The sequence below is a fragment of the Peptoniphilus duerdenii ATCC BAA-1640 genome (assembly GCF_000146345.1).
Classification (GTDB): domain Bacteria; phylum Bacillota; class Clostridia; order Tissierellales; family Peptoniphilaceae; genus Peptoniphilus_B; species Peptoniphilus_B duerdenii.
In genome coordinates this window covers 1,341,242-1,366,687 of record NZ_GL397071.1, presented here as the reverse complement: position 1 = coordinate 1,366,687, position 25,446 = coordinate 1,341,242, and the positions used below count along the sequence as shown (strand labels likewise).

At 32.0% G+C, this 25,446-nt stretch carries 23 protein-coding genes and 1 other annotated feature; of the genes, 8 read left to right on the top strand and 15 right to left on the bottom strand.

The features are described 5' to 3' along the window. Positions 1–234 precede the first annotated feature (234 nt). Positions 235–1,881, top strand: a complete 1,647-nt coding sequence (locus HMPREF9225_RS06075; protein ID WP_008902082.1) for an S-layer homology domain-containing protein — start codon at positions 235–237, stop codon at positions 1,879–1,881. A gap of 41 nt (positions 1,882–1,922) precedes the next feature. Here the strand turns inward: HMPREF9225_RS06075 and HMPREF9225_RS06070 are convergent, their stop codons facing one another. From HMPREF9225_RS06070 to HMPREF9225_RS06040, 7 genes are all read right to left on the bottom strand, one after another. Next, entirely contained in the window at positions 1,923–2,399 is a 477-nt protein-coding gene (locus HMPREF9225_RS06070; protein ID WP_040551354.1) for an acyl-CoA thioesterase family protein, read from the bottom strand. 10 nt (positions 2,400–2,409) lie between these two features. Beyond that, positions 2,410–2,712, bottom strand: coding sequence for a hypothetical protein (locus HMPREF9225_RS06065; protein WP_008902080.1), 303 nt, complete (start codon positions 2,710–2,712; stop codon positions 2,410–2,412). A 234-nt stretch (positions 2,713–2,946) separates the two neighbouring features. Next, positions 2,947–4,632 carry an ATP-dependent nuclease gene (locus HMPREF9225_RS06060; protein ID WP_008902079.1) on the bottom strand — a complete coding sequence of 562 codons (1,686 nt, stop codon included), beginning with the start codon at positions 4,630–4,632 and terminating at the stop codon, positions 2,947–2,949. Between the two features lie 66 nt (positions 4,633–4,698). After that, positions 4,699–6,468: a restriction endonuclease FokI recognition domain-containing protein gene (locus tag HMPREF9225_RS06055; RefSeq protein WP_008902078.1), complete on the bottom strand. Its 1,770-nt coding sequence runs from the start codon at positions 6,466–6,468 to the stop codon at positions 4,699–4,701. An 8-nt stretch (positions 6,469–6,476) separates the two neighbouring features. Further along, positions 6,477–7,325, bottom strand: a complete 849-nt coding sequence (locus HMPREF9225_RS06050) for a DNA adenine methylase (protein WP_008902077.1) — start codon at positions 7,323–7,325, stop codon at positions 6,477–6,479. A 2-nt stretch (positions 7,326–7,327) separates the two neighbouring features. After that, positions 7,328–8,350, bottom strand: a complete 1,023-nt coding sequence (locus tag HMPREF9225_RS06045; protein ID WP_008902076.1) for a DNA adenine methylase — start codon at positions 8,348–8,350, stop codon at positions 7,328–7,330. Then, positions 8,347–8,568, bottom strand: a complete 222-nt coding sequence (locus HMPREF9225_RS06040) for a helix-turn-helix domain-containing protein (RefSeq protein ID WP_008902075.1) — start codon at positions 8,566–8,568, stop codon at positions 8,347–8,349. The genes HMPREF9225_RS06045 and HMPREF9225_RS06040 overlap by 4 nt, the downstream gene beginning before the upstream one ends. A gap of 605 nt (positions 8,569–9,173) precedes the next feature. Between HMPREF9225_RS06040 and HMPREF9225_RS06035 the strand changes: the two genes are divergently transcribed. The 6 genes from HMPREF9225_RS06035 to HMPREF9225_RS06010 all read left to right on the top strand — a co-directional run bounded on the left by HMPREF9225_RS06035 (position 9,174) and on the right by HMPREF9225_RS06010 (position 15,354). Next, entirely contained in the window at positions 9,174–11,477 is a 2,304-nt protein-coding gene (locus tag HMPREF9225_RS06035; RefSeq protein ID WP_008902073.1) for a phage/plasmid primase, P4 family, read from the top strand. A 163-nt stretch (positions 11,478–11,640) separates the two neighbouring features. Further along, complete coding sequence (locus HMPREF9225_RS06030) at positions 11,641–12,042, top strand: hypothetical protein (RefSeq protein ID WP_008902072.1); 402 nt, start codon at positions 11,641–11,643, stop codon at positions 12,040–12,042. Between the two features lie 111 nt (positions 12,043–12,153). Continuing rightward, positions 12,154–12,366, top strand: a complete 213-nt coding sequence (locus HMPREF9225_RS06025) for a hypothetical protein (RefSeq protein ID WP_008902071.1) — start codon at positions 12,154–12,156, stop codon at positions 12,364–12,366. Between the two features lie 115 nt (positions 12,367–12,481). Further along, positions 12,482–13,462, top strand: a complete 981-nt coding sequence (locus tag HMPREF9225_RS06020; protein WP_281032284.1) for a phage major capsid protein — start codon at positions 12,482–12,484, stop codon at positions 13,460–13,462. Between the two features lie 5 nt (positions 13,463–13,467). Next, positions 13,468–13,644 carry a hypothetical protein gene (locus tag HMPREF9225_RS10325; RefSeq protein WP_169304152.1) on the top strand — a complete coding sequence of 59 codons (177 nt, stop codon included), beginning with the start codon at positions 13,468–13,470 and terminating at the stop codon, positions 13,642–13,644. Between the two features lie 72 nt (positions 13,645–13,716). Next, entirely contained in the window at positions 13,717–15,354 is a 1,638-nt protein-coding gene (locus HMPREF9225_RS06010) for a recombinase family protein (RefSeq protein WP_040551353.1), read from the top strand. An 84-nt stretch (positions 15,355–15,438) separates the two neighbouring features. On the opposite strand, the gene typA is transcribed toward HMPREF9225_RS06010, so the two are convergent. Beyond that, complete coding sequence (typA, locus tag HMPREF9225_RS06005) at positions 15,439–17,259, bottom strand: translational GTPase TypA (protein ID WP_008902067.1); 1,821 nt, start codon at positions 17,257–17,259, stop codon at positions 15,439–15,441. A 146-nt stretch (positions 17,260–17,405) separates the two neighbouring features. Then, positions 17,406–17,804: an ATP-binding protein gene (locus HMPREF9225_RS06000; RefSeq protein ID WP_008902066.1), complete on the bottom strand. Its 399-nt coding sequence runs from the start codon at positions 17,802–17,804 to the stop codon at positions 17,406–17,408. 157 nt (positions 17,805–17,961) lie between these two features. Between HMPREF9225_RS06000 and rd the strand changes: the two genes are divergently transcribed. Next, positions 17,962–18,123: a rubredoxin gene (rd, locus tag HMPREF9225_RS05995; RefSeq protein ID WP_008902065.1), complete on the top strand. Its 162-nt coding sequence runs from the start codon at positions 17,962–17,964 to the stop codon at positions 18,121–18,123. A gap of 68 nt (positions 18,124–18,191) precedes the next feature. Here rd and HMPREF9225_RS05990 read toward each other — a convergent pair whose 3' ends face one another. From HMPREF9225_RS05990 to rpsO, 6 genes are all read right to left on the bottom strand, one after another. Then, positions 18,192–18,920, bottom strand: coding sequence for an amino acid ABC transporter ATP-binding protein (locus tag HMPREF9225_RS05990; protein ID WP_008902064.1), 729 nt, complete (start codon positions 18,918–18,920; stop codon positions 18,192–18,194). Positions 18,921–18,929: 9 nt separating this feature from the next. After that, positions 18,930–20,507, bottom strand: coding sequence for an ABC transporter substrate-binding protein/permease (locus HMPREF9225_RS05985; RefSeq protein ID WP_040551350.1), 1,578 nt, complete (start codon positions 20,505–20,507; stop codon positions 18,930–18,932). Positions 20,508–20,563: 56 nt separating this feature from the next. Continuing rightward, positions 20,564–20,802, bottom strand: a binding site (T-box leader). A gap of 177 nt (positions 20,803–20,979) precedes the next feature. Further along, the gene (locus HMPREF9225_RS05980) at positions 20,980–22,248 is read right to left on the bottom strand and encodes an S-layer homology domain-containing protein (protein WP_008902062.1); all 1,269 of its coding nucleotides are present in this window, start codon (positions 22,246–22,248) and stop codon (positions 20,980–20,982) included. Positions 22,249–22,484: 236 nt separating this feature from the next. After that, positions 22,485–22,916: a dUTP diphosphatase gene (gene dut / locus HMPREF9225_RS05975; protein WP_008902061.1), complete on the bottom strand. Its 432-nt coding sequence runs from the start codon at positions 22,914–22,916 to the stop codon at positions 22,485–22,487. Between the two features lie 59 nt (positions 22,917–22,975). Beyond that, positions 22,976–25,069 (bottom strand): polyribonucleotide nucleotidyltransferase, encoded by a 2,094-nt coding sequence (locus tag HMPREF9225_RS05970; RefSeq protein WP_008902060.1) that lies wholly within the window; start codon positions 25,067–25,069, stop codon positions 22,976–22,978. Positions 25,070–25,114: 45 nt separating this feature from the next. Continuing rightward, positions 25,115–25,381, bottom strand: coding sequence for a 30S ribosomal protein S15 (gene rpsO, locus HMPREF9225_RS05965; RefSeq protein WP_008902059.1), 267 nt, complete (start codon positions 25,379–25,381; stop codon positions 25,115–25,117). Positions 25,382–25,446 lie beyond the last annotated feature (65 nt).

Here is a 25,446-nt window from a genome sequence, read left to right as displayed (position 1 = left end):
ATTTTGCCAAATGGTCAACGTCCCATACCATTTGGAACTTCAAAAGCTACCCTTTAGACGTAAGACTAGATTAATTATACACTTAAAAAAATATTTTTCATAGCATGAAAATTTAATATTGCTTTTATTTTACAACTCGCCATATAAAATCCATTAAATAGTCCTATTTATAGTTTAAAGGTTTATTATATGATATGATGGTTCTATATATATAAAGTTTAAAGGAGTTGTGAAATGTTTAAACACAAAACTAAGGGATTTGCAAAAATATTTTCTCTTATCTTAATTTTTATTCTTTCAATCTCCCAATTTACTTGGGCTGAAAGCTACAAGGACATCGAGTCCCACTGGTCGAAACCGTATGTAACACAAGGTATTGAAGAAGGCTGGATAAAAGGCTACGAAGATCAAACCATAAGACCAAACGAAAAGATTACCCGCTCTGAATTTATAAGTATCCTAAGTAGAATTTTAAATTTAGAAAGATTTAATCTTAAAGTTTCTTCCCAATATGATGATTTGGATACCCAAGGTTGGTCCAAGAAAAGCATCGAGTCAGCCGAAGCTGTTAATATGCTTAGACACACATTTACAGGACCAAATCTATATCCTAATAAGGAGATCAGTCGTGAAGAAGCTGCCAATCTTTTGGGATATTCAATTCTACTAAATACTTTTGAAAAGAATGGAAATGCTTTAAATGAAGAGAATTTAAATACTGTCCTCGATCTCTTTGAATCACAAATTGAACTCAAAGACAGTGCTGATATTTTAAAATATAGTGACAGAGATTCAATAGACAAAAGATTCATCTTTTCAATCTATGATTTAAGCGATAGAAAAATAATTTCTGGTAATAAGGATAATCAATTCAATCCTAAAGGATCTCTAAGTCGTGGCGAAGCTATGACTATGCTTGTTCGTGCTTTTATAGGTGTGCCTAAAGAACCTTCTTTAGATGAAGCGCAGGTTGTAAATGTAGATGGCAAATTCTATCTTGAAGACAAGACCAACGGACTTCGATTCTCTCCTAGTAAGTTTAAAGACGGAATAGTTAAACTTAAAGATAAGACGTACCTTCTAAATCCTGATGGTTCACTTGGTCAAGGTTTTATAGAAAAGAATAATAAGACCTACTATGTTGACGGTGAAAATGGTCTAGCAATTGGTTGGAAAAAGATTGATGGGGCTCTCTACTACTTCTCACCTTATGATTATCGTATGTACAAGGATGGAATGTTCTCCACCGGTAAAGGTGTATACTGGTTTGGAAAAGACGGAAAACTAAAGACCGGGAACAGACCTGGTGGAATAAAAGGCAGGCTCGTTTATTGGGCTGGTCCTAGTGAAAAAGAACTTACAAATGAATGGTTAACTGGAGAAGATAAAGAACTTCGTTTCCGAGGACAAGAAATTGCTAACTTCTCAGCATCCTACGAAGGTCTTCCATTTAAATGGTACGGCTTTGACCTTACCAACGGACAAGGTGTATATTGCGTTGGTAACGCCTACTCCGCTCACAAAGCATTTGGAATTAAAATTCCTGGAGCTGAGGATGCAAATATTAAACTTCACAAAGGTTATGAGCTTACCCGTGTTCAATATGTAGATGCAGAAAAATTTGGCGGTATTCGCTACCCTGCAGATTTTTCAAAGGCTTGGCCTGGAGATTTAATATTTAACTACAGTCCTAACTTCTACCTAGGATATAATCACGTGGGAATCTTCATGGGACACAACAATAATCGTCCAATTTATGTCCATGCAACCCTTGCAGATGGATTATTCGTAGGTGACTGTCGCGAAATGAATTGGAATATAGGTAGAAAGTTCAACGATTGCTTTATTCGTTATAATACAGAAGCAAATTTTAAAAAATGAGAAAACAAAAACGGCTAGAAGTTCTAGTCGTTTTTTGATATTTACATATTGTCCTTTACCGCAACGGCAACCATCTTAGCCTTTGCTCTTACTTCGCCTTCGGCTTCTAGCACCATGTCTACGATTACTTTTCTTTCGCCTATTTCTTCTGCTTTTGCTGTTACTTTTACTTCAGTGTTCATAGGAGTTGGTTTTTTAAAATCAACTTCGAGCCTTGCAGTTATAAATCTTCCTATTACTGTATCTTCTGTCAGTTCAAGACCTTTGTCTCTATGTTTAAACCATGCGGCAGAAGCGGTTCCATGACAGTCAAAAATCATGGCAATCATTCCGCCAAAGAGATTTGCAGGTACTCCTCCGGTGAAATGTTCATCTGGAATAACTTTGCATGTAACAGACTCTCCGTCTTCACTTGGATAAGATTTTAGGTGCATGCCCGCATCGTTCTTCGGTCCACATCCCCAGCAGTATTGAAATCTTTCCCCGTAGGTATCTTGAATTGCTATTTGTTTTTTCATAATTTTCCCCCTAAAATTTAGTAATTGTATTAGAAACTTCAAAGTATCCAAATGTATAAATAATAAATGCGATTAAAATAACTGATGCAAATAATAGTAAATATGCAACCACACTTCCCATATATTTCTCGATACGAGCTTTGTAACTTGCCATGACAGATATACTCACACATGAAAATAATACTTTTAGAATGTTCTGATGAAAAGATATTAAGAAGCAGGAAATTAAATATAAAATAATTATAAATGTCAAAGTTTCAAAAAATACATTTATATTTTTTTCAATTTCATTTTTATTTTCTCTACTTTTCATTATATCTCTCCGTCATAAAACTCTATTTATAAATTCATTATACTATATTTTAAAGAAAACAAAATTTCTTTTGTCTAATAAAAATAACTTACAACAAAAAAATCCCCGAATGGCTCGTTGAATTAGGGATTTTAGAAAATTGAATTAGAGAGTCTTTAGGTGGCACGTAAATGGGCTATAAGTTTGAACACTTATAGCCCATTTATATTATAAAATAAATTTATGAAACATCTGTTAAAATGGTATTTCATCATCAAAGCAGTAATCTTCGTTGTTTTCTTCATTCATATTAGGGAATAATACCTCTATCAGTTTATCAATTGCTTTAGGTATATGACTGGAGTTTTTAGCGATATATTTTGCTATCCCTTGTTTATTTTCTATATTATAAGCTTTAGCCTCATTTTCTAATTTCATATAACAATCTTTACCTATTTGATTCATTATAGCTGTTTCATAATCTTTTCCAAAACATACATAATCGGATCCAGTAATAACATAATAATATTCTTTTTTGTCTTCTGTATATATTTTAGCTTCTTCGAAATCTTCTAATACATCTTCCAGCAAATTATTTTTTCTTTCTTTAGGGTTTGTTTTGTTGATATCTCCATCAAATACACAAATACAACGGTATCCAAATGATTTATATAGCCTATATAGTGTTGGAATATTTGCTTTACCCATACAATTAATAATTTCAATTCCATTAGCTGACAAAAAGTATTTTTTTCTTTCTAACCAAATTGGAATGGATAATTTTTCAGTTAATCCTTCAACTAAGATTATAGTATCTGCAAACATACCTTCTAGTTGTTCTGAATATAGCCTTAAGTCAAAGTAGTCGCCTAAATTATTGGACGAAATTCTATTTTCATCTACCCCAGTTTCTATTAAGACTTGTTTTAATTTAGATGAGTCAAGCTGGATAGTTTTAGTTACACCTTCATCTTTATATACTCTAACCAATCCTTCCAAATTTGAAGGATTTATAAAATTTGGTGAATGAGTTGAAATTATAATTTGCAAACCAGACTCACATAAATCATAAATATATTTCTTTAACCACTTTTGGGCTAATGGATGCAGATTTGCTTCTGGTTCTTCTAAAATAAAAAGGAAGTTTCTTCCTTTAAAAGCTTCCATATAAGCCTTTGCAAAAGCCATGACTAGAATTTGTTGCTCGCCTGTTCCAAATTCATCAAACGATCTTACTTCTGAATTTTCGAATGCATTTATTCTCAAAGATTTTGCAAAATTGTTAGGATCGTATGCAGAAAAATCTGCTTCTAAGTGGTGTATAAATCCTTTAACTGATTCTTCAATTGAATCTTTAAATATAGTAAACATATTAGCAAACTGTGCTTTATTCTCAAATACACTTTTTATATTTTCAAAAGAATGACTTAATTCTTTTTTGTCATCATCCGTTAATGAATCATGAAGGCTCTTATTAAATTTACTTAGTAAAGAATATTTATTAGAATAGTTAAAGTGAAAACTAGTATTCCTATTAGCATCTAACAAAAAAGATTGAAAACTCTCTCTTGTATCATTGCTAATATAAAGTTTTTTCTTATTTCCATCATGAATCAAATTTTCATTAATTTTTCCATCAACACCATAAGTTAAGGATATGGAACTATACGTATTATAGTTATCAACGTGATACGAGGAATCAAATTTAATGCTAATGTCAATTGTAGGATTTTTGTTTTTATCACGCATAAAATAATCAGAATCTTCTACAGCAATAAATGTGGGATATCTTTCTCCTAAAATTCTATCAAAAGCGGATAATATATTAGATTTACCAGCATTGTTAGGTCCGAATAAAACTAGCGGTTTATTCTTGGGCATTATTATACTTATATTCTCAATGGATCTATAGTGCCTAATATTTATTTTTTCTAGTCTCATTAAACTACTCCTATCTATTAATCATTTTTTAGTAAAATATTTAAATTAGAAAAATTTATATGCATATTATGTTAAATATTCGCCTTCTTCTTCTGCAGCAAATTTAACATAACTGTAGTCACTAAAATCTCCTACATATATCTCATCATTATCATACATCTTAAATGAGTCAACATAAGATAATCTCCCAGCTTTTAATTCTTCTGCAAAATATAATAAATTTTCTACATTTATAGCACCACCACTCACTCCAGTTCTATTAGCTATATGTTTCAAATTATTCTTAAAGTTTCCCTTAAAGAAAGACGATACAAATAAATAATTGAAATCTTTAACTTTATCATCAAAGCTTTCCCACCATTTATTTGAATTTATTTTTTCATCTCTAGTTTGATTTTCTTCGATATATCTAATCATTTCATCTGCTTGATTAATAGGTAGATTATATCCAGTAGAATAAGCCTTATTATCTATAATTACGCCATTAATATTATAAGATATAATTCCATCTGGTTTTCTACTTTCTCCTAGACGCACACCCTTAAATTTAAGCTCATTAATTAAAAGATCAATTGTTTGAATTTCAAAATCTCTATTTGCAGTTCCGTCATAAGCTAAATCAATTAGTGCTAAATATCTGTGGTCAACATATTTTAATTTATCTCTTACTTTATCCTTTAATTCTAGTACGTTTGTCTTAGAAATCTTAGTTCTAGGTATTTCTAATTTTATAATGTTATCATCAATTACATAGCCATTCCTACTATGTTTAAATGATAGACCCATTGCTTCAATAACTTTTAGTTCGTCTTCTATAGTTGTAATACTTTCATCAATATTATTTTCCAATAAATAAGCCTTAATGTCTTCTAAATTTCTTTCTCTGTTGTTGATAGCTTTTATTATATAACCACGTCTGTTTCTAATATAATCTCTATCTTTACCCTTGGTTGCTAGCATTTGCCAATAAACAATTTTATCAGTCTTTGGATATGAAGATAATCCCATTGCTCTTTTAAGTTCTTTTATACCATTTAAAGTAATTCTAAAGGAATGGCCTATGTTGACCTTATATTCAACATCTCCGATTTTAGTTGAAACTTCTTTTCCAATTCTTTGTATAAGTCCAACTTTAGATAACCAGCCCGAAATCATTCTTGCATATTTATCAGCTGATCCCTCTGTGTTTGATCGAATACTTGCTTTATCTTTATCAGCTGCTAATTCTATTGCTTGAATATATAAATCTTGAGGAATTGATGTAAAACCAGCTTCTCCAAGTCCTCCTAATTGCTTACCAAGTTCAAATTTTGTTAAATGGTCTCCATTTTCCAGTAAAGTTAAAATTCTTACGGCTGGTGGATATGACAAAAAAGCTGAAATTAATATTTCTTTATCTGAGTCTTCAGAATTAGATTTTACAAACTTTTCTCCTAGTTTTGTTATAGAGACTGTATCTTTTTCTGTATCATAATCTAAAAGTCCTATGGATATTCCCCATCTTAAAAATCCATCAGCAGTCCAATCATCTGTATAAGCTCTACCGCCTTGTGTTGTAATGGCAGCTTGAACAATACCACTACACTCTGCATCGGCTCTTTTCTGACCTGATTTTATACCATGACCTTTTAATAAAACATAGTCCATTTCAAGTGGATCTTTTTCCAATTCTGAAATAAGTTTATTTTGTAAATCTAAATCTTTTACTAATTTAGGAAGTTTAGTATTTAAGATTTCCTTGTATATATCAGAATTTTTATCAAAAACAGAAACTACATTTTTTAAATTTTCAAAACTTGATGGATTTTGTATCCAGCCTAATGTTCTTTCTGCCATATTTCCTCCTAGTAATTTGTAATCAAAACTTCTTTGGTTTCACCTAGCTTATTACGTTGATAATTACTGTTTGAGTAATTTATCTTTAACAAGTGAACTTTGTATTTTCCACTCCACTCTTGTAACTCTTTATTAGCTAATCCATTATTAAAAAATACATTTGATAATGCAAACTTAATTTTTCTATCATTTAATTCATCTAATATCACAAATAAAGCTAGATCATCATCAAGAGTCCAGCCTTCAAACCCTCTTTTACCATCATTATATGAACCTACAGAGCTTCTGTAAGGGGGGTCACAATATACAAAGTCTGAACCTTTAATCTTAGAGAAATCAAATTCTTTAAAGTTTTTATTGCTAAATTCTATATTGAAAAGCTTATCTCTAAAAGAAGTAAGTCTATTTTTCATATTTTCATTAAAACTACTCCTATTAGTTCCAGCGGGGTTATTATAGTCATGATTTGAATTAAACCTAAACTGGTAATTAAAGGAATAACACATCAAAACATATAGCAAAAGCGGGTCTTTATTTTTATTGTAATATTCTCTAAATTCATAATATGATTCTTTATTTTCTTTAGATAGATTAAATTCACTTATTACATTATCAATATTCCTTAACAGTTCTTTGCTATCAGTCTTTTTAAACATTTGTAAAATTTCAATTACAAAATAATTTATATCATTAGCTATTTTCCTGTCCGCTTTAACATTAACAGAAACATCTAATCCACCACAAAAGACGTCATAAAAAGTATCTATATTTTGAGGAAATAGAGGCAATATTTGAGCTAATAATCTATGCTTATTTCCAATGTAATTAAATGGTGATTTTATATAATTTTCGCTCATAATTACTCCTTTTCTACAAAATATAATATTTCTTTTAAGTTTTTATTTTTATTTGTATGTGCATTCTTATATCTTTTATAATGTATAAATTTATAATCCACAGTGCTTTGCTTTCCATATTTTTCTAAAATACTAATAATCTCATCATGGGATAACAAACCTTCTGTATTATAGCTAAGAATAATATATCTCGAATTAGTCTTTTTGATTAAATCTTCAAAAGCATTGAAAACTGAGTCTTTTCTACAATAGTCACTTTTTTGTTCAGAATAATCTCTTAATCCAGTTACTCCCTTTATTCTAGGAGCATCATATTTAGCTATTGTTTCTAATACATGATAATTGGGCAAGTACTGTCTTTGATTATATGGTGGATCAAAGTATGCTAAATCTGTTTTTATATTTTCGATTAATTTATTAGAATCTTCATTATATGCTTGTCCTACTGAATTATTAATTGAGAAATCTACATTTTTTAATTCTAAATTATTCAATGCCCTTTTATCCCAGTGCTTTAAATAAGCTCCATATACTCCTGTTATGTTGCTGATAAATGGAATTGCTTCTATTAGACAGGCAAGTAAATAAAAATATTCATCTTCATTAATAGAAGATGCATTATACCAATTTTCAATCTGATTCCTAACTAAATCAATTTTTAAAGCATTCTCTTCTGTGAAATACATTCTTCCACCCTTAGGACTATAATTTTGGTAAATAAAGCAATTTTCTAGATGAAGATTTATATTTTCTAAGTTGAGATTATTTAAATATTCTATTGGATTTGATATATTAAGATTCTTAAATTCTAATTTAGAATTTATCCCAACTGTTCCTCTTAATAGCACATAAGAAAAATACATCAAATCGTTAGATATAACATCATATCCGAGATTTTTAAATTCACGAGATACAACTCCCGAACCAGCAAATACATCAGATATACTTTTTACATCTATTGTTTTTTCTTTAATTAATTCTAATATATATGGTATAATTAATGTTTTGCCACCAATAAATCTCATTTGATTTCCTCTTCATTCTTTCGTCTATATTCAATAACATCTCCAACATCACAATTAAAATATTCACAAATTTTTCCCAATGTTTCCATACTTATATTTTCATCTTTTCCCATTTTAGCAATAGTTCTAGGAGTTGTTTTTATGGCTTTTTGTAGGTCTAATTTATTCATCTTTTCATCTATCAATTTTTTCCATAATTTATCATAGGAAAATCCCATATTTCACCTCGAATAATATTTCACTTTGTATAGTTTTTCTATAATATTATACCACATTTTACAACTTGATCTTTACATATTTTTTAAGACGGATTTATTTCCGTCTTTTTTTAATTCAAAGAATTAAATCTTCTAAACAACTAATCAAAACCACCATTTTTGTCTTAGTGCTAGTGAAGGGAGAAGTATTTTTTAATAACCGGAAAATTCATCCTAATTCCTACTTATACAGATAGATGAAGAAATAATTACTCAAAACCTTTAAAAATGTCCTGAGTCTATTAAGAGAAGAAATTTTTTAGCACAGGTTTAAAAAATTATGTTTTTCTTCGCCTGTGATATGAAAGGAAAAATAAAACCTAACAAAACTATCAAAAATGTCTTAGGGCTAGTAGAGGGAGAAATTTTCTTACAGGTTAAAAAACTGCTGAATTTCTTTGCCTGTTCTTTAGAGGAAGGAAATATTTTTCAAAATAACCGGAAAATCAAATCCTAACTTTACTTATACAGGTAGAGGATAAAAATATTACTCAAAATTCTTCTAACTGTCCTAAGGAATATGAGGGGATATTTCTTCTTCAAAAAAATATGAAAGGAGTAGATATGTGAATTTAGAAAATATACCAGAATATCTAAAAGAAAATGCAAGCTGGTGCTTATGGAAATATGAAACAAGAAATAATAGGGAGACAAAGATACCTTTTAATCCAACTACAAACGGCTATGCATCAGTTAATGATCCAAAGACTTTTACATCCTTTGATAAAGCATCTGAAAAACTTAGTTCCTATGATGGGCTTGGAATAAGAGTCGATGGAAAACTCGTAGCAATTGATGTGGATGACTGTGTAATCAACGGAGTTTTAAATGATTTAGCAAAAGAAATAGTTAACCATTTTCCACAGTCATACATTGAATTTAGTCCAAGTGGTAAGGGTCTTAGAATCTTCACTTTTCTACCGAACTCAATAACTTACAACAATGACATCTACAAGATGAAGACTAAAGAAGTTGAAGCTTATATTGCTGGCTTTACTAATCGCTTTGTAACTGTGACAGGTCATGTTTATCAAGAAGGTGAGATTGTCGAAGAACCCGAAGGGCTTCTATGGCTTTTAGAAAAATATCTGAAAAGAGAAAAACAAAGTAAGTCTAATAAACAAAATTTTAAAAGCTATTTAACTGATGAAGAAGTTATTGAAAAGGCATCTAATGCCAAGAACAAAGAAAAGTTTTTAAATCTATGGGCTGGAAACATTAAAGCCTATCCTTCTTCAAGTGAAGCAGACTTAGCCTTAACTTCAATACTCGCATTTTATGCTGGTGGAAATACTGACCAGATAGATAGGCTCTTTAGGCAATCAGAACTTTTTAGGGATAAGTGGGATGAAAATCGAGGAGGAAAGACCTATGGAGAAATAACCATTGAAAAAGCAATCTCTTCTGTAAAAGAAGTCTATAAACCTATTTCAAGAATAGATCCAAGCATCGAGTTTAACTTATCTATTGAAAAGTTAAAAGAGATGGGACTTCCTTTATCTTCAAAGTATTCTTGGACAGATATAGGTGCAGGAAAAATATTCGCAGACTTTTACAAGGACTCTCTTCGTTATGTTCGAGAAAGGAAAGCTTGGCATTTCTACGAAGATGGAATCTGGATAGCTGATACTGGAAGTTTAAAAGCTATGAAATTATGTATGAAACTTGCAAACCTACTTCATATCCTTGCCCTTGATATTGAGGACGAACATAAAAGAAAGGCTTATGTCAAATTCTCAAACAGATGGCAAGCAAGAGGTTATAGGGTCAGTGTATTAAAAGATGCAGAAGTTCATCATCCATTAAATGTATCTGACTTCGATAAAGACCCCTACCTTTTAAACTGTACCAATGGAACTTTAAATCTTAGAACAATGGAATTTTACGCACATAGAAGTTCTGACTATTTAAGCAAAATGGCTGATGTTATCTATGATTCTAAGTCATTAAATGAGAGATGGAACATCTACATTGATGAAATTATGAGTGGAGATAAAGAAAAAGCTAAGTTTCTACAAAAGATATTAGGTTATGGACTTACAGGAGATACAAGGCATGAGTGCATGGCAATCCTCTATGGAATGACTACAAGAAATGGTAAAGGAACTCTTTGTGAATCCATATTAAAAGTTCTTGGAACTTATGCTTGTGCATCAAGACCTGAAACACTAGCTCTAAAAAACAAAGTAAATAGTTCTGGACCCAGTGAAGAAATAGCAAGGCTTGCAGGAGTACGCTTTGTAAATATTCCAGAACCAGGAAAGGGACTACCCTTAAATGTTGCACAAGTTAAAAGTCTTACTGGTAATGACACTATTAATGCAAGATTCCTTCATGAGAATTCTTTTGATTTTAAACCTCAATTTAAAATCTACATCAACACCAATTATCTACCCATAGTTAATGATGTAACTGTATTTACCAGTGGAAGAATGCTCATCATTCCCTTTGACAGGCACTTTACTGAAGAGGAACAAGACAAAACATTAAAGACAGAATTTGCAAAAGAAGAAGTAAAGTCTGCAATCCTTAACTGGCTTATTGAAGGTTACAAACTTTTACAAAAAGAAGGACTAACTATTCCTGATTCAGTAAAAGATGCAACTTTAAAATATCAAAAGGAATCAGATAAGATAGCTATCTTTATGGAAGATTGCTTAGAAGAAGGAAAGGACTATGAAGTTAGAACCTCTGAAGTTTACGAAAGGTATAGGTCTTGGTCTTTAGAAAATGGCTACTACCTTGAAAGCATGAAGACCTTTAAGCAATCTTTGGAGTCTAAAGCTACCATCAAAAGAAAAAGACCAAAGGATGGAAAACACAAGACCACAGTCCTAATAGGCTATAGGTTAATTTCTGAATTTCTATAAAGTCTGTGGCAATGTGGCAGATGAAAAATTTAATTTGGAAATCTTGTATCTATATAGATAATACTTTTTTACCTGCCACACCTGCCCTCATTTAAGGAGGTGGTGCTTATGATTGTGTGTCTTTAGAGGTTTAATCGAAGTTAGAAAATTAGGAGGAATATAAATGATTACAAAAGAAGATTTAGAAAGAAAATTTACTTTAAAAAATAAGATTGTGGTGACTTCCCCAAAGGGAATATCTACAGAATTAAAAAGAGAAAAAGACTATAGATATGTCATCAAAAAAGATGAAAGCGAAATCAAGCTAAATGACTTAAAAGACTTGACTGAATATTGTAAGGATATGTGCCTTTACAGAAATAATGAGAAAGTCACTAAAGACTTATTGGAGAATGCCTTTAAGCTACGAGATACTATCATTCTTCACAAGTCCGACAAGACACCTGTAAAAGTAGCCAAAGAGAAAATATACAACTACACACTGGATAATCAAGACACAGTTATTCCATTTAAAGGAACAGAAAGTATTGTAGACTTTTTAAATCAAAATAATTTTAGTCTATAAATAAAGGTGGCAATGTGGCAGGTAAATATATAGGGCTTAAAACTTCTATTCTCTATAGGAAGTTTAGTTTTCACCTGCCACACTGCCCCAGATATTTTGAAAGGAGTAGAAATGATTATTGGAGATATTTTTGAAAAAGATAAACTTACAGCTGTGGACTTAAAGGACACTAAGTATGAAGTCCTAAATGTAATTAATAAAGATAAGGATAAAATCATCCTTGCTAAAGGAGACAAGTCTTATCTTGTAATTGATGGAAGATTTAAGAATATGTTCTTCCCTTCCTTAGAAGAAGCCGAAGAATATATTGTGAGCAAAAAATAATTTGTAACCCAGGGGGCATCCTAATCTCCAGGAGACTTTTTTCTATCAACGGTGCCGCCCTCTTACGCACAAAAAGACAGGTTCAAAGGGGGTATTAAAAAATTATTTTAATGCCCTGAATAATTCAAAAAATACAAAGGAGAAATTTATGTTAATTAAAGAAAAATCAAAAAGAAACGAAATATTGTCAGCTAATTCCTATAAAACTAATCTATGGAATTATTTAAGAAACAAGGATGAATCATCTTATTCAGATATTAAGGCTCTTGGTCTTATCCAAGATGGCTCACCTTTTATGGATGCAGAAAGCACAGAACACTTTAGAGAAACACTTGCAGAAAAGAGCGTAGTTAGAAAAGAAGCTACAGTTTTAAAAAATGATGTAGATTCATCTTCTATTGTAACTTTTCCAAGTAAATCTATGGCAACTTGGACAAAAGCAGGAGAACATGACCTATTTGCAGATGCTTTAGAAATGAAAGATGTGGATGTGAATTTAGAATGCAATACATTATCTAACTTAATTACAATCCACGAAGACTTTTTAAATGATCCTCAAACTAAGATTGAAAAAATAATCCTAGATACCTTTGCTCATAATTTTGCCAAGGCTGAAGATAAAGCTTTTATCATTGGCGATGGTAATGGAGAGCCTTTAGGAATCTTAGTGGATGAAAAGATTAAAAGCCTATCTGCTACAAAAGAAATAAAGCTTGATGACTTGAAAAAACTATTCTTCTCTTTAGATAGTGATTACAGGGAAAATGCAAAATGGTTAATGAACGATAAGACTGCTCTTTATCTTCAAAGCTTAAAAGATGGTCAAGGTAGCTATTTGTGGAATCAATATGATGGCACTTTCATGGGAAAAGAAATTCTAATCTCAAACTTTATGCCAGACATTGATATAGGTTTAAAACCTATCGCTTTTGGAGACTTTTCAAACTACTGGATTGTTGAAAGACAAAATCCAACAATAAAAAGATTGTCCGAGATGTTTATTCTTAAACAACATCAAGGCTTCATTATGCGAGAATATTTAGATGCCAAGCTAATGGATAAGGATTCAGTCCTTACTTTAGCCATTGAAGAATAATGCCTATGGTAGAAACTAAAAAGAATGAGATTAAAAAGTCGGAGAATATTGAGGTATCTGGCACAATCTTTACAGTTCATTCTATGAAAAGTGAAAATGCAAAAAAGAGTGTCGAACAAATCATAAGAAAGCTCATATTAAACAATGTAGATGCTTTGAATAGAACCAATTTATCGGCTTAATTAACTTGATATAGTCTGAAAAGTACGGGAATATGTAATTGCCACTTGAAGGCTGTCCGAAAGGAGGAAAATATGGAACAATTAAATAGACAGTCTTCTTACTTTTCAGATACTGAAAAGATTACAGCACTATACTGTAGGCTTTCAAGAGACGATGAACTTCAAGGCGAAAGTAACTCCATAAGAAATCAAAAGGACATATTAGAAAAATATGCTCTGGATATGGGATTTAAAAACTTAGAGTTCTTTGTGGATGATGGTTATTCAGGAACGAACTTTGATAGACCCTCTTGGAATAAACTAAATGGTTTAATTGAGGATGGAAAAGTTGAAAATATTATTGTAAAAGATATGAGTAGACTTGGCAGAGATTATCTAAAGGTAGGATTTTATACTGAAGTCTTATTCCCAGATAATGATATACGATTCATTGCCATTAATAATGGTGTGGATTCAAATAACCAAGTAGAAAACGACCTTACACCTTTTATTAATATCTTCAACGAGTTCTATGCTAAGGACACAAGCAAAAAGATAAAGGCTGTTTTTAAGGCAAAGGGTCAAAGTGGAAAACCACTGACAACTAATCCTCCTTATGGTTATTTAAAGGATAAGGAAGACAAAAATAAGTGGATAGTTGATGAAGTTGCAGCTGAAACTGTAAAGCTAATTTTTAATCTTTGTATTAAAGGATATGGTCCAAGTCAAATTGCAAGTGAACTAAAGAGTAGAAAAATTCCAACTCCTGCTGAACACTTTAAGTCTATAGGACTCAATTTTCCTGTTGACACTCCAGAAGAGGAATGTAATTGGAATCCTGCTACAATATCTACTATTTTAGATAGAGAGGAATATCTTGGAAAAGTCATAAACTTTAGAACAAAGAGAAAATCATACAAGACTAAGAAAAGTGTAGACAATCCAAGGTCTGAATGGGCTGTCTTTGATAATGTTCATGAGCCGATTATTGATGAAGAAACTTTTGATATTGTAAAAAGGATAAGAAAAACAAGACGAGTTCGTAACAGCTTAGGAAAAATGCCTGCCTTATCTGGTATGCTCTACTGTGCAGACTGTGGAGCAAAACTGTATCAAGTAAGAGGTAAAGGCTGGTCTCATGATAAAGAATACTTCGTTTGTGCATCCTATAGAAAGCAAAAAGGCAAATGTACTTCACACCAGATAAAGAACATTCAAGTTGAAGAAATTCTTCTGAGGGAAATTAGGAAAGTTACAGCCTTTGCAAAAGACCATGAGGAAGAATTTGTAGATTTAGTTTTGAAGAAGAAAACCAGCGAGTTAAATCAGGTATTAAGAAGCCAGAAAAAGGAACTGGAAGATTCTAAAGATAGAATTGTAAAACTCGACTCTATCGTTCAAAACATCTATGAAGACAACTTGGAAGGTAAAATATCTGATCAACGATTTGAGAAAATGGCTAAAGCTTATGATGAAGAAGAAATTTCACTTCAAAAAAGAATAGCTGAACTTGAAGAAACTATTACAAAATCACAGGAGGAAGAACTTAATGTGGAATCATTCCTAAAACTTGTTAGGAAGTACACGGATATAAAAGAACTTGATCCAGAAATAATTAGAACATTTGTAGACAAGATTTATGTAGAACAATCAGAAAAAGTTCCAGGTACAAATTTAAAGAAACAAACCATTTGGATTTATTGGAACTTTATAGGGAAAATTGACATATAAAAATCGGCACAAAGGTTAATACCTTCATGCCGATTAAATTTTAAGGAAATTAATCCCTAATTAAGAGCCCCTAAGGGATTTATTTTATTTATTCTTTTTTGATTTATATCTTGCTTGACTGTTTAGAATTCTCTTTCTAACTCTAAATGTAGAAGGAGTTACTTCTATAAGTTCATCGTCTTCAATAAACTCTAGAGCTTCTTCAAGACTCATTTCGTGAACTGGACTTAGCTTTATAGCATCATCAGAACCTGACGCACGAACATTGGATTGTTTCTTAGCACGGGTAACTGATACTTCTAGTTCCACTCCCTTTGGACTTTCTCCTACTATTTGACCTTCGTAAACTTCCATACCTGGAGTTACGAATAGAGTTCCTCTATCTTGAGCATTTGCAAGACCGTAAGATGTTGCAACTCCTGTGTCGAATGAAACTATTGATGCAAATGCACGTCTAGGTATTTCTCCTTTGAATGGTTCGTAGGAGTCAAAGCTTGAATTTAGGATTCCTTCACCTTTTGTATCGGTTAGAAATTCTGATCTATATCCTATTAATCCTCTTGCAGGGATTTTAAAGATAAGTCTTTGGTAGCCGCCTTTTGGTTCTTCCATTACAGAAAGCTCGCCTTTTCTTCTACCGAGTTTTTCTATTACTGACCCTACATAGTCTTGTGAAACATCCACTGTAACAATTTCCATCGGTTCATGTTTCTTGCCATCTATTTCTTTGAATAGAACTTGTGGTTTAGAAACTTGGAATTCAAATCCTTCACGTCTCATATTTTCTATTAAAACTGAAAGATGGAGCTCTCCTCTGCCGCTTACTTTAAATGAATCTGTTGAGTCTGTTTCTTCTACTCTTAGTGATACGTCTGTTTGTAATTCTTTAAAGAGTCTTGCTCTTATCTGTCTACTTGTAAGGAATTTTCCTTCTTTACCTGCAAATGGACTGTCGTTTACAGAGAAGTTCATTGAGATTGTAGGTTCTGAAATCTTTACAAAATCAAGTGGTTCTGGCGCATCAGTAGAAGCTATGGTATCTCCAATATTTATATCTTCTATACCTGTAATCGCAACTATGGAACCTGAATGAGCCTCTTCAACTTCAACCCTATCAAGTCCTTCAAATTCATAGACATTTGAAATCTTAACTTTGATATGTCTATTTTCATCATTTGCATTTACAAGGATTGCTGTTTCATTTTCTTTTAAGATTCCTCTTTCAATCCTACCAATACCAATTCTTCCTACATAGTCAGAATAGTCAATGGTTGACACTAGCATTTGGAATGGTTCATCATCCCTATTTTCAGGTGGTTCGATATAGTCGATGATGGTATTAAATAGTGGATCCATATTATTTCCTAGATCTTCTGGATCAAGGGATGCAAATCCTTGCTTAGCTGAAGCAAATATAAATGGACTTTCAAGCACATCTTCATCTGCACCAAGTTCAATAAATAAATCTAGAACTTCATCCACCACTTCTTTTGGTCTCGCTTCAGGTCTATCTACCTTATTAATACATACGATAACAGGAAGATTAAGTTCAAATGATTTCTTAAGCACAAACTTAGTTTGTGGCATAGGACCTTCAAATGCATCTACAAGAAGTACAACTCCTTGCACCATCTTTAAAACACGTTCAACCTCACCGCCAAAGTCAGCGTGACCAGGGGTGTCAATAATATTTATTTTTACACCATTATGCATAACTGCAGTATTTTTTGAGAGGATGGTGATTCCTCTTTCTCTTTCGATATCATTTGAGTCCATGACACGGTCTTTTACTTCTTGATTTTTTCTAAAAATACCTGATTGTCTTAGTAGAGAGTCTACTAGAGTGGTCTTGCCGTGATCGACATGGGCAATGATAGCTATATTTCTAACATCTAATCTTTTCATATTCACCTTTTCCTAACTTAACTATTTTACATTTAAAAATTAAATTTGTCCACATTTATAGTAAATAATCCAAATATTTTAGCAAATTTACACAAAAACGCAATAAAAAAACTTCCAGTGGAAGTTTCTTATAATAACTTATAAATTTATTTGTTTAAGTACTTAATTGCGATGACCTCATTGCCATGTAGAATAAATCTGTCAGTAAGTTCTTTAACCAATACTAGACCTCTACCAGTCGTCTTTAAATCATCTGCATCATATTTACTAAAGTCAAAGATTACTCCTTTGCCTTCATCCTTAACTCTAATTTCAACTTCATTATCTTTCAAAAATATACTAAGATGCACATTCTTTAAAAAATTGCTATTATTACCATGAAGAATAGAATTTATCATCAGTTCATCAAGGATAAGCCTAATATCAAATAATGAGCTTTCACATTTTATGAAATTTTTAAGATCAAATAGGGTTTCTTCTACCAAAGGTTTAACCTCATTTAGATTTGATTTTATACTCCCCTCAAAACAATAAATCGTCTTCATAATATACCTCTTCTATATGTTGTATTAATACCCTTGTTTTCATAAGTTAAACACTAAAAGTCGATTGCAAATTTTATAAAAATTATAATAATTGTTTACAAAATGTATGCTATTGGGTATCATTAGATTATAAAGGACATATGAAAGGAGTAAACTTATGCAAAAATATGAATGTCAATTATGCGGATATATTTACGATCCAGAACTAGGAGACGAAGATTCAGGAATCGAACCTGGTACTGCTTTTGAAAACCTACCAGAAGATTGGGTTTGCCCACTATGTGGCGCTGAAAAAAGCGATTTCGAACCAGTTGAATAATTAAAAAAATAAGTGCAAGAATATCTTGCACTTATTTTAGTTTTTGATTAAATTTTTTCTTTGTATTTTTAAAAATTTACAAAATCTCTAGTTCTTTCAAATTTTGGATTATCAAATATATCTTCAGGAGATCCTTCTTCCAAGATCTTTCCACCATCCATGAATATTACTTTATCGGATACTTTCTTAGCAAAATCCATTTCGTGGGTCACTATAATCATAGTAAGACCTAAATCTCTTAAATTTCTAATCGCTGATAGTACTTCTCCTACCATTTCAGGATCTAGTGCAGATGTTGGCTCATCGAATAGTATAAGGTCTGGATCCATGGTAAGAGCCCTTGCAATTGCGACTCTCTGTTTCTGTCCACCAGAAAGTTGACTTGGTCTAGCTTCTAAAAAATCTCCCATCCCTACTAGTTCAAGATTATGAATCGCCTTTTTCCTTGCCGTTTCTCTATCTATATTTAAAACCTTTATTGGTGCTTTGATACAATTATCAAGCACATTCATATTGTTAAAAAGATTGAAGTTTTGAAACACCATAGCAACTTTGCCCTTGAAGTCAGAAGTTCTAAAATCATTATTTAAAATGTTTTTTCCCTCATAGATTATCTCTCCACCGTCTGGTCTTTCTAATAGGTTTAAACATCTTAGAAGAGTTGATTTTCCAGATCCAGATGGACCGATAATCGTAGTTACTTGCCCTTCATCAAGTTCAAAAGATATTCCCTTTAGGATTTCATTTTGACCGAATGATTTTTTTAAATTATTTACTTTCAATATATTCTTTTTCATAATCTTCTCCTAATTTGCACTCTTCATTACATCAGTATTTCCAGTCTTAACATATGAATTCGGATCTGCCAACAGCCTTTCTACGAAATGTAAAAAGTAAGCTATAGATAATGTAAGTGTTAAATAAATAATTGATGTAATTAAGTATGTTTCAAAGTACATTAGATTGCCACCAACTATTGATTTAGTTGTAAAGAAAAGTTCGTTTACAGCTATGACGTTTAACACAGATGTATCCTTTATATTTACGATAAATTCATTTCCAATTGCAGGAATTATATTTTTAATTGCCTGTGGAAGTACCACATGCACCATAGTTTGGTAGTGGTTCATTCCAAGAGACCTTGCAGCTTCAAACTGTCCCTTGTCGATTGAATTTATACCTCCTCTTACAACTTCTGATAGGTATGCTCCAGTGTTTACAGAAACTACTAAGAATGCTGCTTGCATCGGAGATAGGTTTATACCAGCAAATTGGAGTAGTCCGAAGTATACTAGCACTGATTGCACAATCATCGGTGTACCTCTTAAAACTTGAACGTAGATATTTGCGAGTACTTTAAATATATTTAAGACAAAATTTTTACCTTTTTTCAAAGATTCAGGAATGGTTCTTATTATTCCGACAATTAATCCAAGTACAAGACCGAGTACAGTTCCTACAAATGAAATTAAAACCGTATATCCAGTTCCTCTTATGAAATTGCTCTTATTTTCTATGAAGATGGTCTTCATATTATTTAGAAATCTTTCTAAACCTTCACCTTCGTTTTCTTCTTTGTTTTGAAGGATGTTCATTTCATCCATAAGTTCTAATCTATCTTCTTTTGACACATCACTTAGAATTTGGTTAAGTCTTTCTCTAATAGGATTTCCCTTTTTAATTCCAATTGCTATGGAAGTATCCGCCTTGTCTGTGTCAAATCCAGGATTTAAGTCTACCATTTTTATACCAACTCCAGCAGTTTCAGCAGCCATTGCCTCAGGTCTTTCAGCCACATATCCATCAGCCTTACCAGTTTGTACTGCAACTCTCATAATTGAGAAATCTGACATTGGTTCAAGATGATTAACACCAGGTATTTGATCTATAACCGTATCGTGAAAAGTATTTAACTGAGCAACGATACCTGCCCCTGTAAAATCATCTAACTTAGAAGCATTAGCATACTTTCCTTTTGCATTTACAACCATTACAAGGTCAGACTCGTAGTAAGCATCGGAAAAATCTATTTGCTTTGCTCTCTCAGCGGTTGGACTCATTCCAGCCATGATAAGGTCAATTCTTCCAGAAGTTAAAGCAGGAACTAAGCCATCCCATTCAATCTTAACTAGGACAAGTCTCTTTCCTAGACCTTCTGCAATTTTCTTAGCCATTTGAACGTCATAGCCGTTTGCAAATTCATTTGACCCTTCAATAGGCACAGCACCATTCTGTCCAGTCTGTTGTGTCCAGTTAAAAGGCGGATAAGCAGCTTCAAGTCCTACCCTCAAAGTGTTCTCCTCAGCAAATGTACTCATTGGAAACGAAAATATTCCAATAATGCCTACCATAATCAATAAAACTACATTCATAAATCTCTTCATCTTGATTCTCCTTGAAAAATAATTTAATAAAAAAAGCCCCACCCCAGTTGTTATCAACTTGGGACGGAGCGTTAAAACCGTGTTACCACCCATATTTATTTAAAGTTCACACTTTAAACCTCACTAAGTACTACATACTCTTCATCTGTAACGGGATTACCCGGCAACCTATCATTTACAATCCAGATTGCTGCTCAAAGTCTTTATTCTCAACTACATTTATTATCTTCTCTCACCAAACGAAGACTCTCTTTAAATAAATAATAGAAGATACTCCTCTTCTCAATGCAACTAATTAAAGTAATACTAACAGAAATTAGAATTTAAGTCAAGGGATAATCTCAAATTATTTATTTTATTTTTATATCGAGATTTTTTACTTTGAATAGAATATTCACCTAGGGCTTTGGGGTTAGTTTTTTATTTTGTTTTCAAAATAGAATTCTTTTAATTAAATTTCCAAGTTAAAAGATTATTTAGCGTTAACGTAAACTAAATCTCCATTTTCAAATAAAATATTGTCAGCATATTTTACATAGATGATTGGTTTTAAAATTACAACATCTTCTGGAAGATCTTTACTTATAGTAAAAGTAATGATTCCATCTTTTTCTTCAACGGTATAAAGATCTTTGCTTAGTTCTTCCTTTTTGTATTTTGGAGTAGATGTAGAAATGGCATCTATTTCATCATAATTTTTCTTAGAAATATAGTTTAGTTTTACAAATCTATCCTTAGATTCTCCAATCTTTTTAACATCTTTAAGAGAAGTTTTTACCTTTATTTGGTTGTTGTCAAGAGCTGTATATTTTTTGTTGTTATTTTTATTTACAACATCTCTATTCCCTAAAACTTCAAAATCTACCAAGATATTTTTAGCAGCATTTCTAAATGCTCCTCTGTATTTCTTACCTTCAAATTTAACAAACTCTTCGAGTCTCTTAATTTCTTCAGGAGATAAATCCTTCTTATCTAGTAACTTCTTCGCTTCATCAATCAATGATTTCATTTCAGCGATAGCCTTTTTATTAGATTCAGTATTAATAGCACTTAGTTCAAGAACACTGTCATTCTTAGAATCAATAATTGCCTTTAAACTTTTTTTAAGTTCTGAAACTTTATTAGCATCAGTAGTTACTTCTTTACTTTCAGCCTTAGAATCTTTTGAGTTTTCCATTAATTTGTCTGCAATTGTATTGTATAGGAATATAAAACTATCTTTTCTAGAAGCAAAAGCCTTTGGGTCTAAATCTTTTGTACAAATATTTTCTTCTTTAGCCCATTTAATCCAATCGGTAGGCCATTTTGCACTATTAATTGCATCTTTATCAAGGTTTTTCTTTGTGCAAACAAGAACCTTTAAAATTTCAGCATTGGTTATATACTTTTGACCTTTAAAAGATCCATCTGGATAACCGCTAAATAGATTCATATTGTCCTTTGCATAAGCAATTACACCATTTGCCCAATCATCTTTTTTAACATCATTAAAAGGCATAGATTTACCTTGTAGTTCTTTTGCCTTATCTTCGTGTCCAAGAGCGTAAACCAAGATTTTGGTAAGCTCACTTCTCTTGATATTCTTATCAAGTCCAAGATCACCATTTTCATAACCTGCGATGATTTTCTTTTCTTTCAAGAAATTAATCTTGTCATCATCCTTTTCTGTGGCAGCAAAAGCATTTACGCTAAATCCTATGAAAACCACAGCTAAAATAAGTAAATTAACAAATTTTTTCAAAATATTCCTCCTAAATTTTATTTGATATATTATATCAATTAATTTAATTATAGCATTCTAAGTTTTCACTCTTTTTTATAAATTACTGTAATTTTTTAAATATTTTGCATTGATAATTGAGTTTTAAATCTAATAATTCATGATTATTTAAATTATAAATTGTAATTAAAAAAGCACATCTAACATAATTTGCTAGTGTGCTTTTTTAATGAATAATCTTTTAAAGTTTGAGATATTTACACTCCTGTTGAACCAAATCCACCTTCGGATCTTTCTGTATCTTCAAGAGATTCTACGATTTCAAGTTCTGCTTTTTCGTACTTTATAAATACTATTTGAGCGATTCTATCTCCATTTTTAATTACAAAATCTTCTTTACCATGGTTAATTAGGATAACTTTTAACTCGCCTCTATAGTCTGAATCGATAGTTCCTATTCCGTTTGGAAGTGAAATTCCGTACTTAAGTGCAAGACCAGATCTAGCTCTTACTTGTCCTTCGTAACCTTCTGGAATTTCCATAAATATTCCCGTTGGAACAAGTTGTATTTCTCCTGATTTAATTACTAAATCTTCATCTAAGTTAGCTCTTAAATCCATTCCTGAAGCGCCACTGGTTGCGTAGGATGGATTTTCATTTTTACTTTTGTTTATAATTTTTAATTTCATATTTCTCCTAAAAAAAACATGAACCTAAGTCCATGTTATTATTTTTTAACAGTTTTAGATTAATTATCCTTTTCTGGTTTTGGAATCAATGCCTTTCTAGAAAGAGATATTTTGCCTTGTTCGTCAACATCTATTACTTTTACAACCACACTGTCTCCAACTTTTAATTCGTCTTCAACTTTTTCTGTTCTCTTGTGATCTATTTCTGAGATGTGAAGTAGTCCTTCTGTTCCTTTTTTGATTTCTACAAATGCTCCAAACTTCATAAGTTTTTTAACTTTTCCGTTGTAGATATCTCCAATTTCAACTTCTTTTACTATTCCTTCAATTATGTCGATTGCTTCTTGAGCTTTTTCGTGGTCGTTAGATATTACTGATACTTTTCCGTCATCATCAATGTCAATCTTAACTCCGGTTTGTTCGATTATTTTATTAATAACTTTTCCACCGCTTCCGATAACTTCTCCAATCTTTTCTGGATCGATTAGAATGATGTAGATTATTGGTGCAAATGGAGATAATTTTTCTCTTGGTTCATCTATTGTAGCTTCGATATTATCAAGGATTTGTAACCTTGCTATTCTTGCTTTTTCAAGGGCTTCTTCTAGAATTTCTTTTTTTATTCCTTCCACCTTGATATCCATTTGAATAGCGGTTATACCTTCTCTAGTTCCTGCAACTTTGAAGTCCATATCTCCGAAGTGGTCTTCCAATCCTTGAATATCTGTTAAGATTTTGATCACTCCATGTTCTTCTATAAGTCCCATAGCAATTCCTGCTACCGGTTGTTTAATAGGAACGCCTGCATCCATTAGTGAAAGTGTTGAACCACATACTGAAGCTTGTGAGGAAGATCCATTTGAGCTAAGAACTTCTGATACGACTCTTATTGCATAAGGGAATTCTTCTTCTGTTGGTAGAACTGGTATTAGCGCTCTTTCTGCTAGTGCACCGTGTCCAATTTCACGTCTTCCTGGACCTCTCATAGGTTTTGTATCTCCTACACTGTAAGGTGGGAAATTATAGTGGTGGATGTATCTCTTTGGAGTGTCATCTCCTAATCCATCTATAACTTGTACTTCAGAAAGTCCAGCTAGAGTCGTAATTGAAAGTACTTGAGTTTGACCTCTTTTAAATAGCCCTGATCCATGAGTTCTTCTAAATAATCCCACTTCTGATGATAGAGGTCTGATTTCATCTAGAGCTCTTCCATCTGGTCTTCTATCTTCTTCGATAATACCTCTTCTTACTTCTTCAACTTCAATAGATTCGATAGCAGCATCTATATCTTTGCCAAATTCTTCTAATTCTTCATTGAAGTGTTCATAGATTTTATCTTTTGCTTCTTCTGTCTTTTCTTCTCTTATAATTTTGTCATCTTGGTTAATTGCTTCTACTAAAAGTTCTTTACCGAACGCTATAACTTTTTCTTTTATTTCTTCATCTGGTTTGAAAACTTCGTACTGAGCTTTTTCTTTGCCAACTTCTCTTTGAATTTCTTCTATAAATTCACAGATTTTTTTGATTTCTTCGTGACCTTTTAAGATAGCTCCTAGCATCTCTTCTTCAGAAACTATTTTTGCTCCTGCTTCTACCATCATGATTGCAGATTTTGTTCCTGCTAGATTAAGCTCTATCTTAGATTTTGCTCTTTGTTCTTCAGTTGGATTTATTACATATTCTCCATCAACCATTCCAACGAATACTGATCCTGTTGGTCCATCAAAAGGAATATCTGAAATTGTAAGTGCTATTGATGATCCAACCATTGCTACTATGTCTGGTTGATTGTCTTGGTCTACTGCCAAGGCTGTAGCTACAACTTGCACATCATTTCTATATCCTTCTGGGAAAAGTGGTCTAAGTGGTCTATCTATAAGTCTCGCAGTCAAGATTGCCTTTTCGCTAGGTCTTCCTTCTCTCTTTATAAAACCTCCAGGAATCTTACCAACTGCGTACATTTTTTCTTCATAATCAACGCTTAGTGGAAAGAAATCTATACCTTCTCTTGGTTTTTTAGATGCAGTAGCTGTTACTAGTACAACCGTATCACCGTATTCAACTAAAGCTGCTCCATTGGCTTGTTCTGCAACTTTTCCAATGGTTACTCTCATTTCACGGCCAGCTATTTCTCTACTAAATACTTTCTCCATCATACCTCCTATTAAAAAAATAAAGCGGGATATACCCCGCTCTTATTATCCTCTTATTCCTAGCTTTTCTATTAGTTCACGATATTTTTCAATATCTTTATTCTTAAGGTATCTTAGAAGGTTTCTTCTTCTACCTACCATTTTAAGAAGTCCTCTTCTTGAATGGTGGTCCTTCTTATGAACCTTTAAATGTTCGTTTAATTCGTTAATTCTTTCTGTAAGAACTGCTACTTGTACTTCAGTTGATCCTGTATCTTTTTCGTGGATCTTAAATTCATTAATAATTTCTGTTTTTTTGTCTTTAGATATCATATTTACCTCCAAAATTTTAATTAGCCAATATCAAAGAAATGTGCCGAGGTCGCTTCACTCCTTGA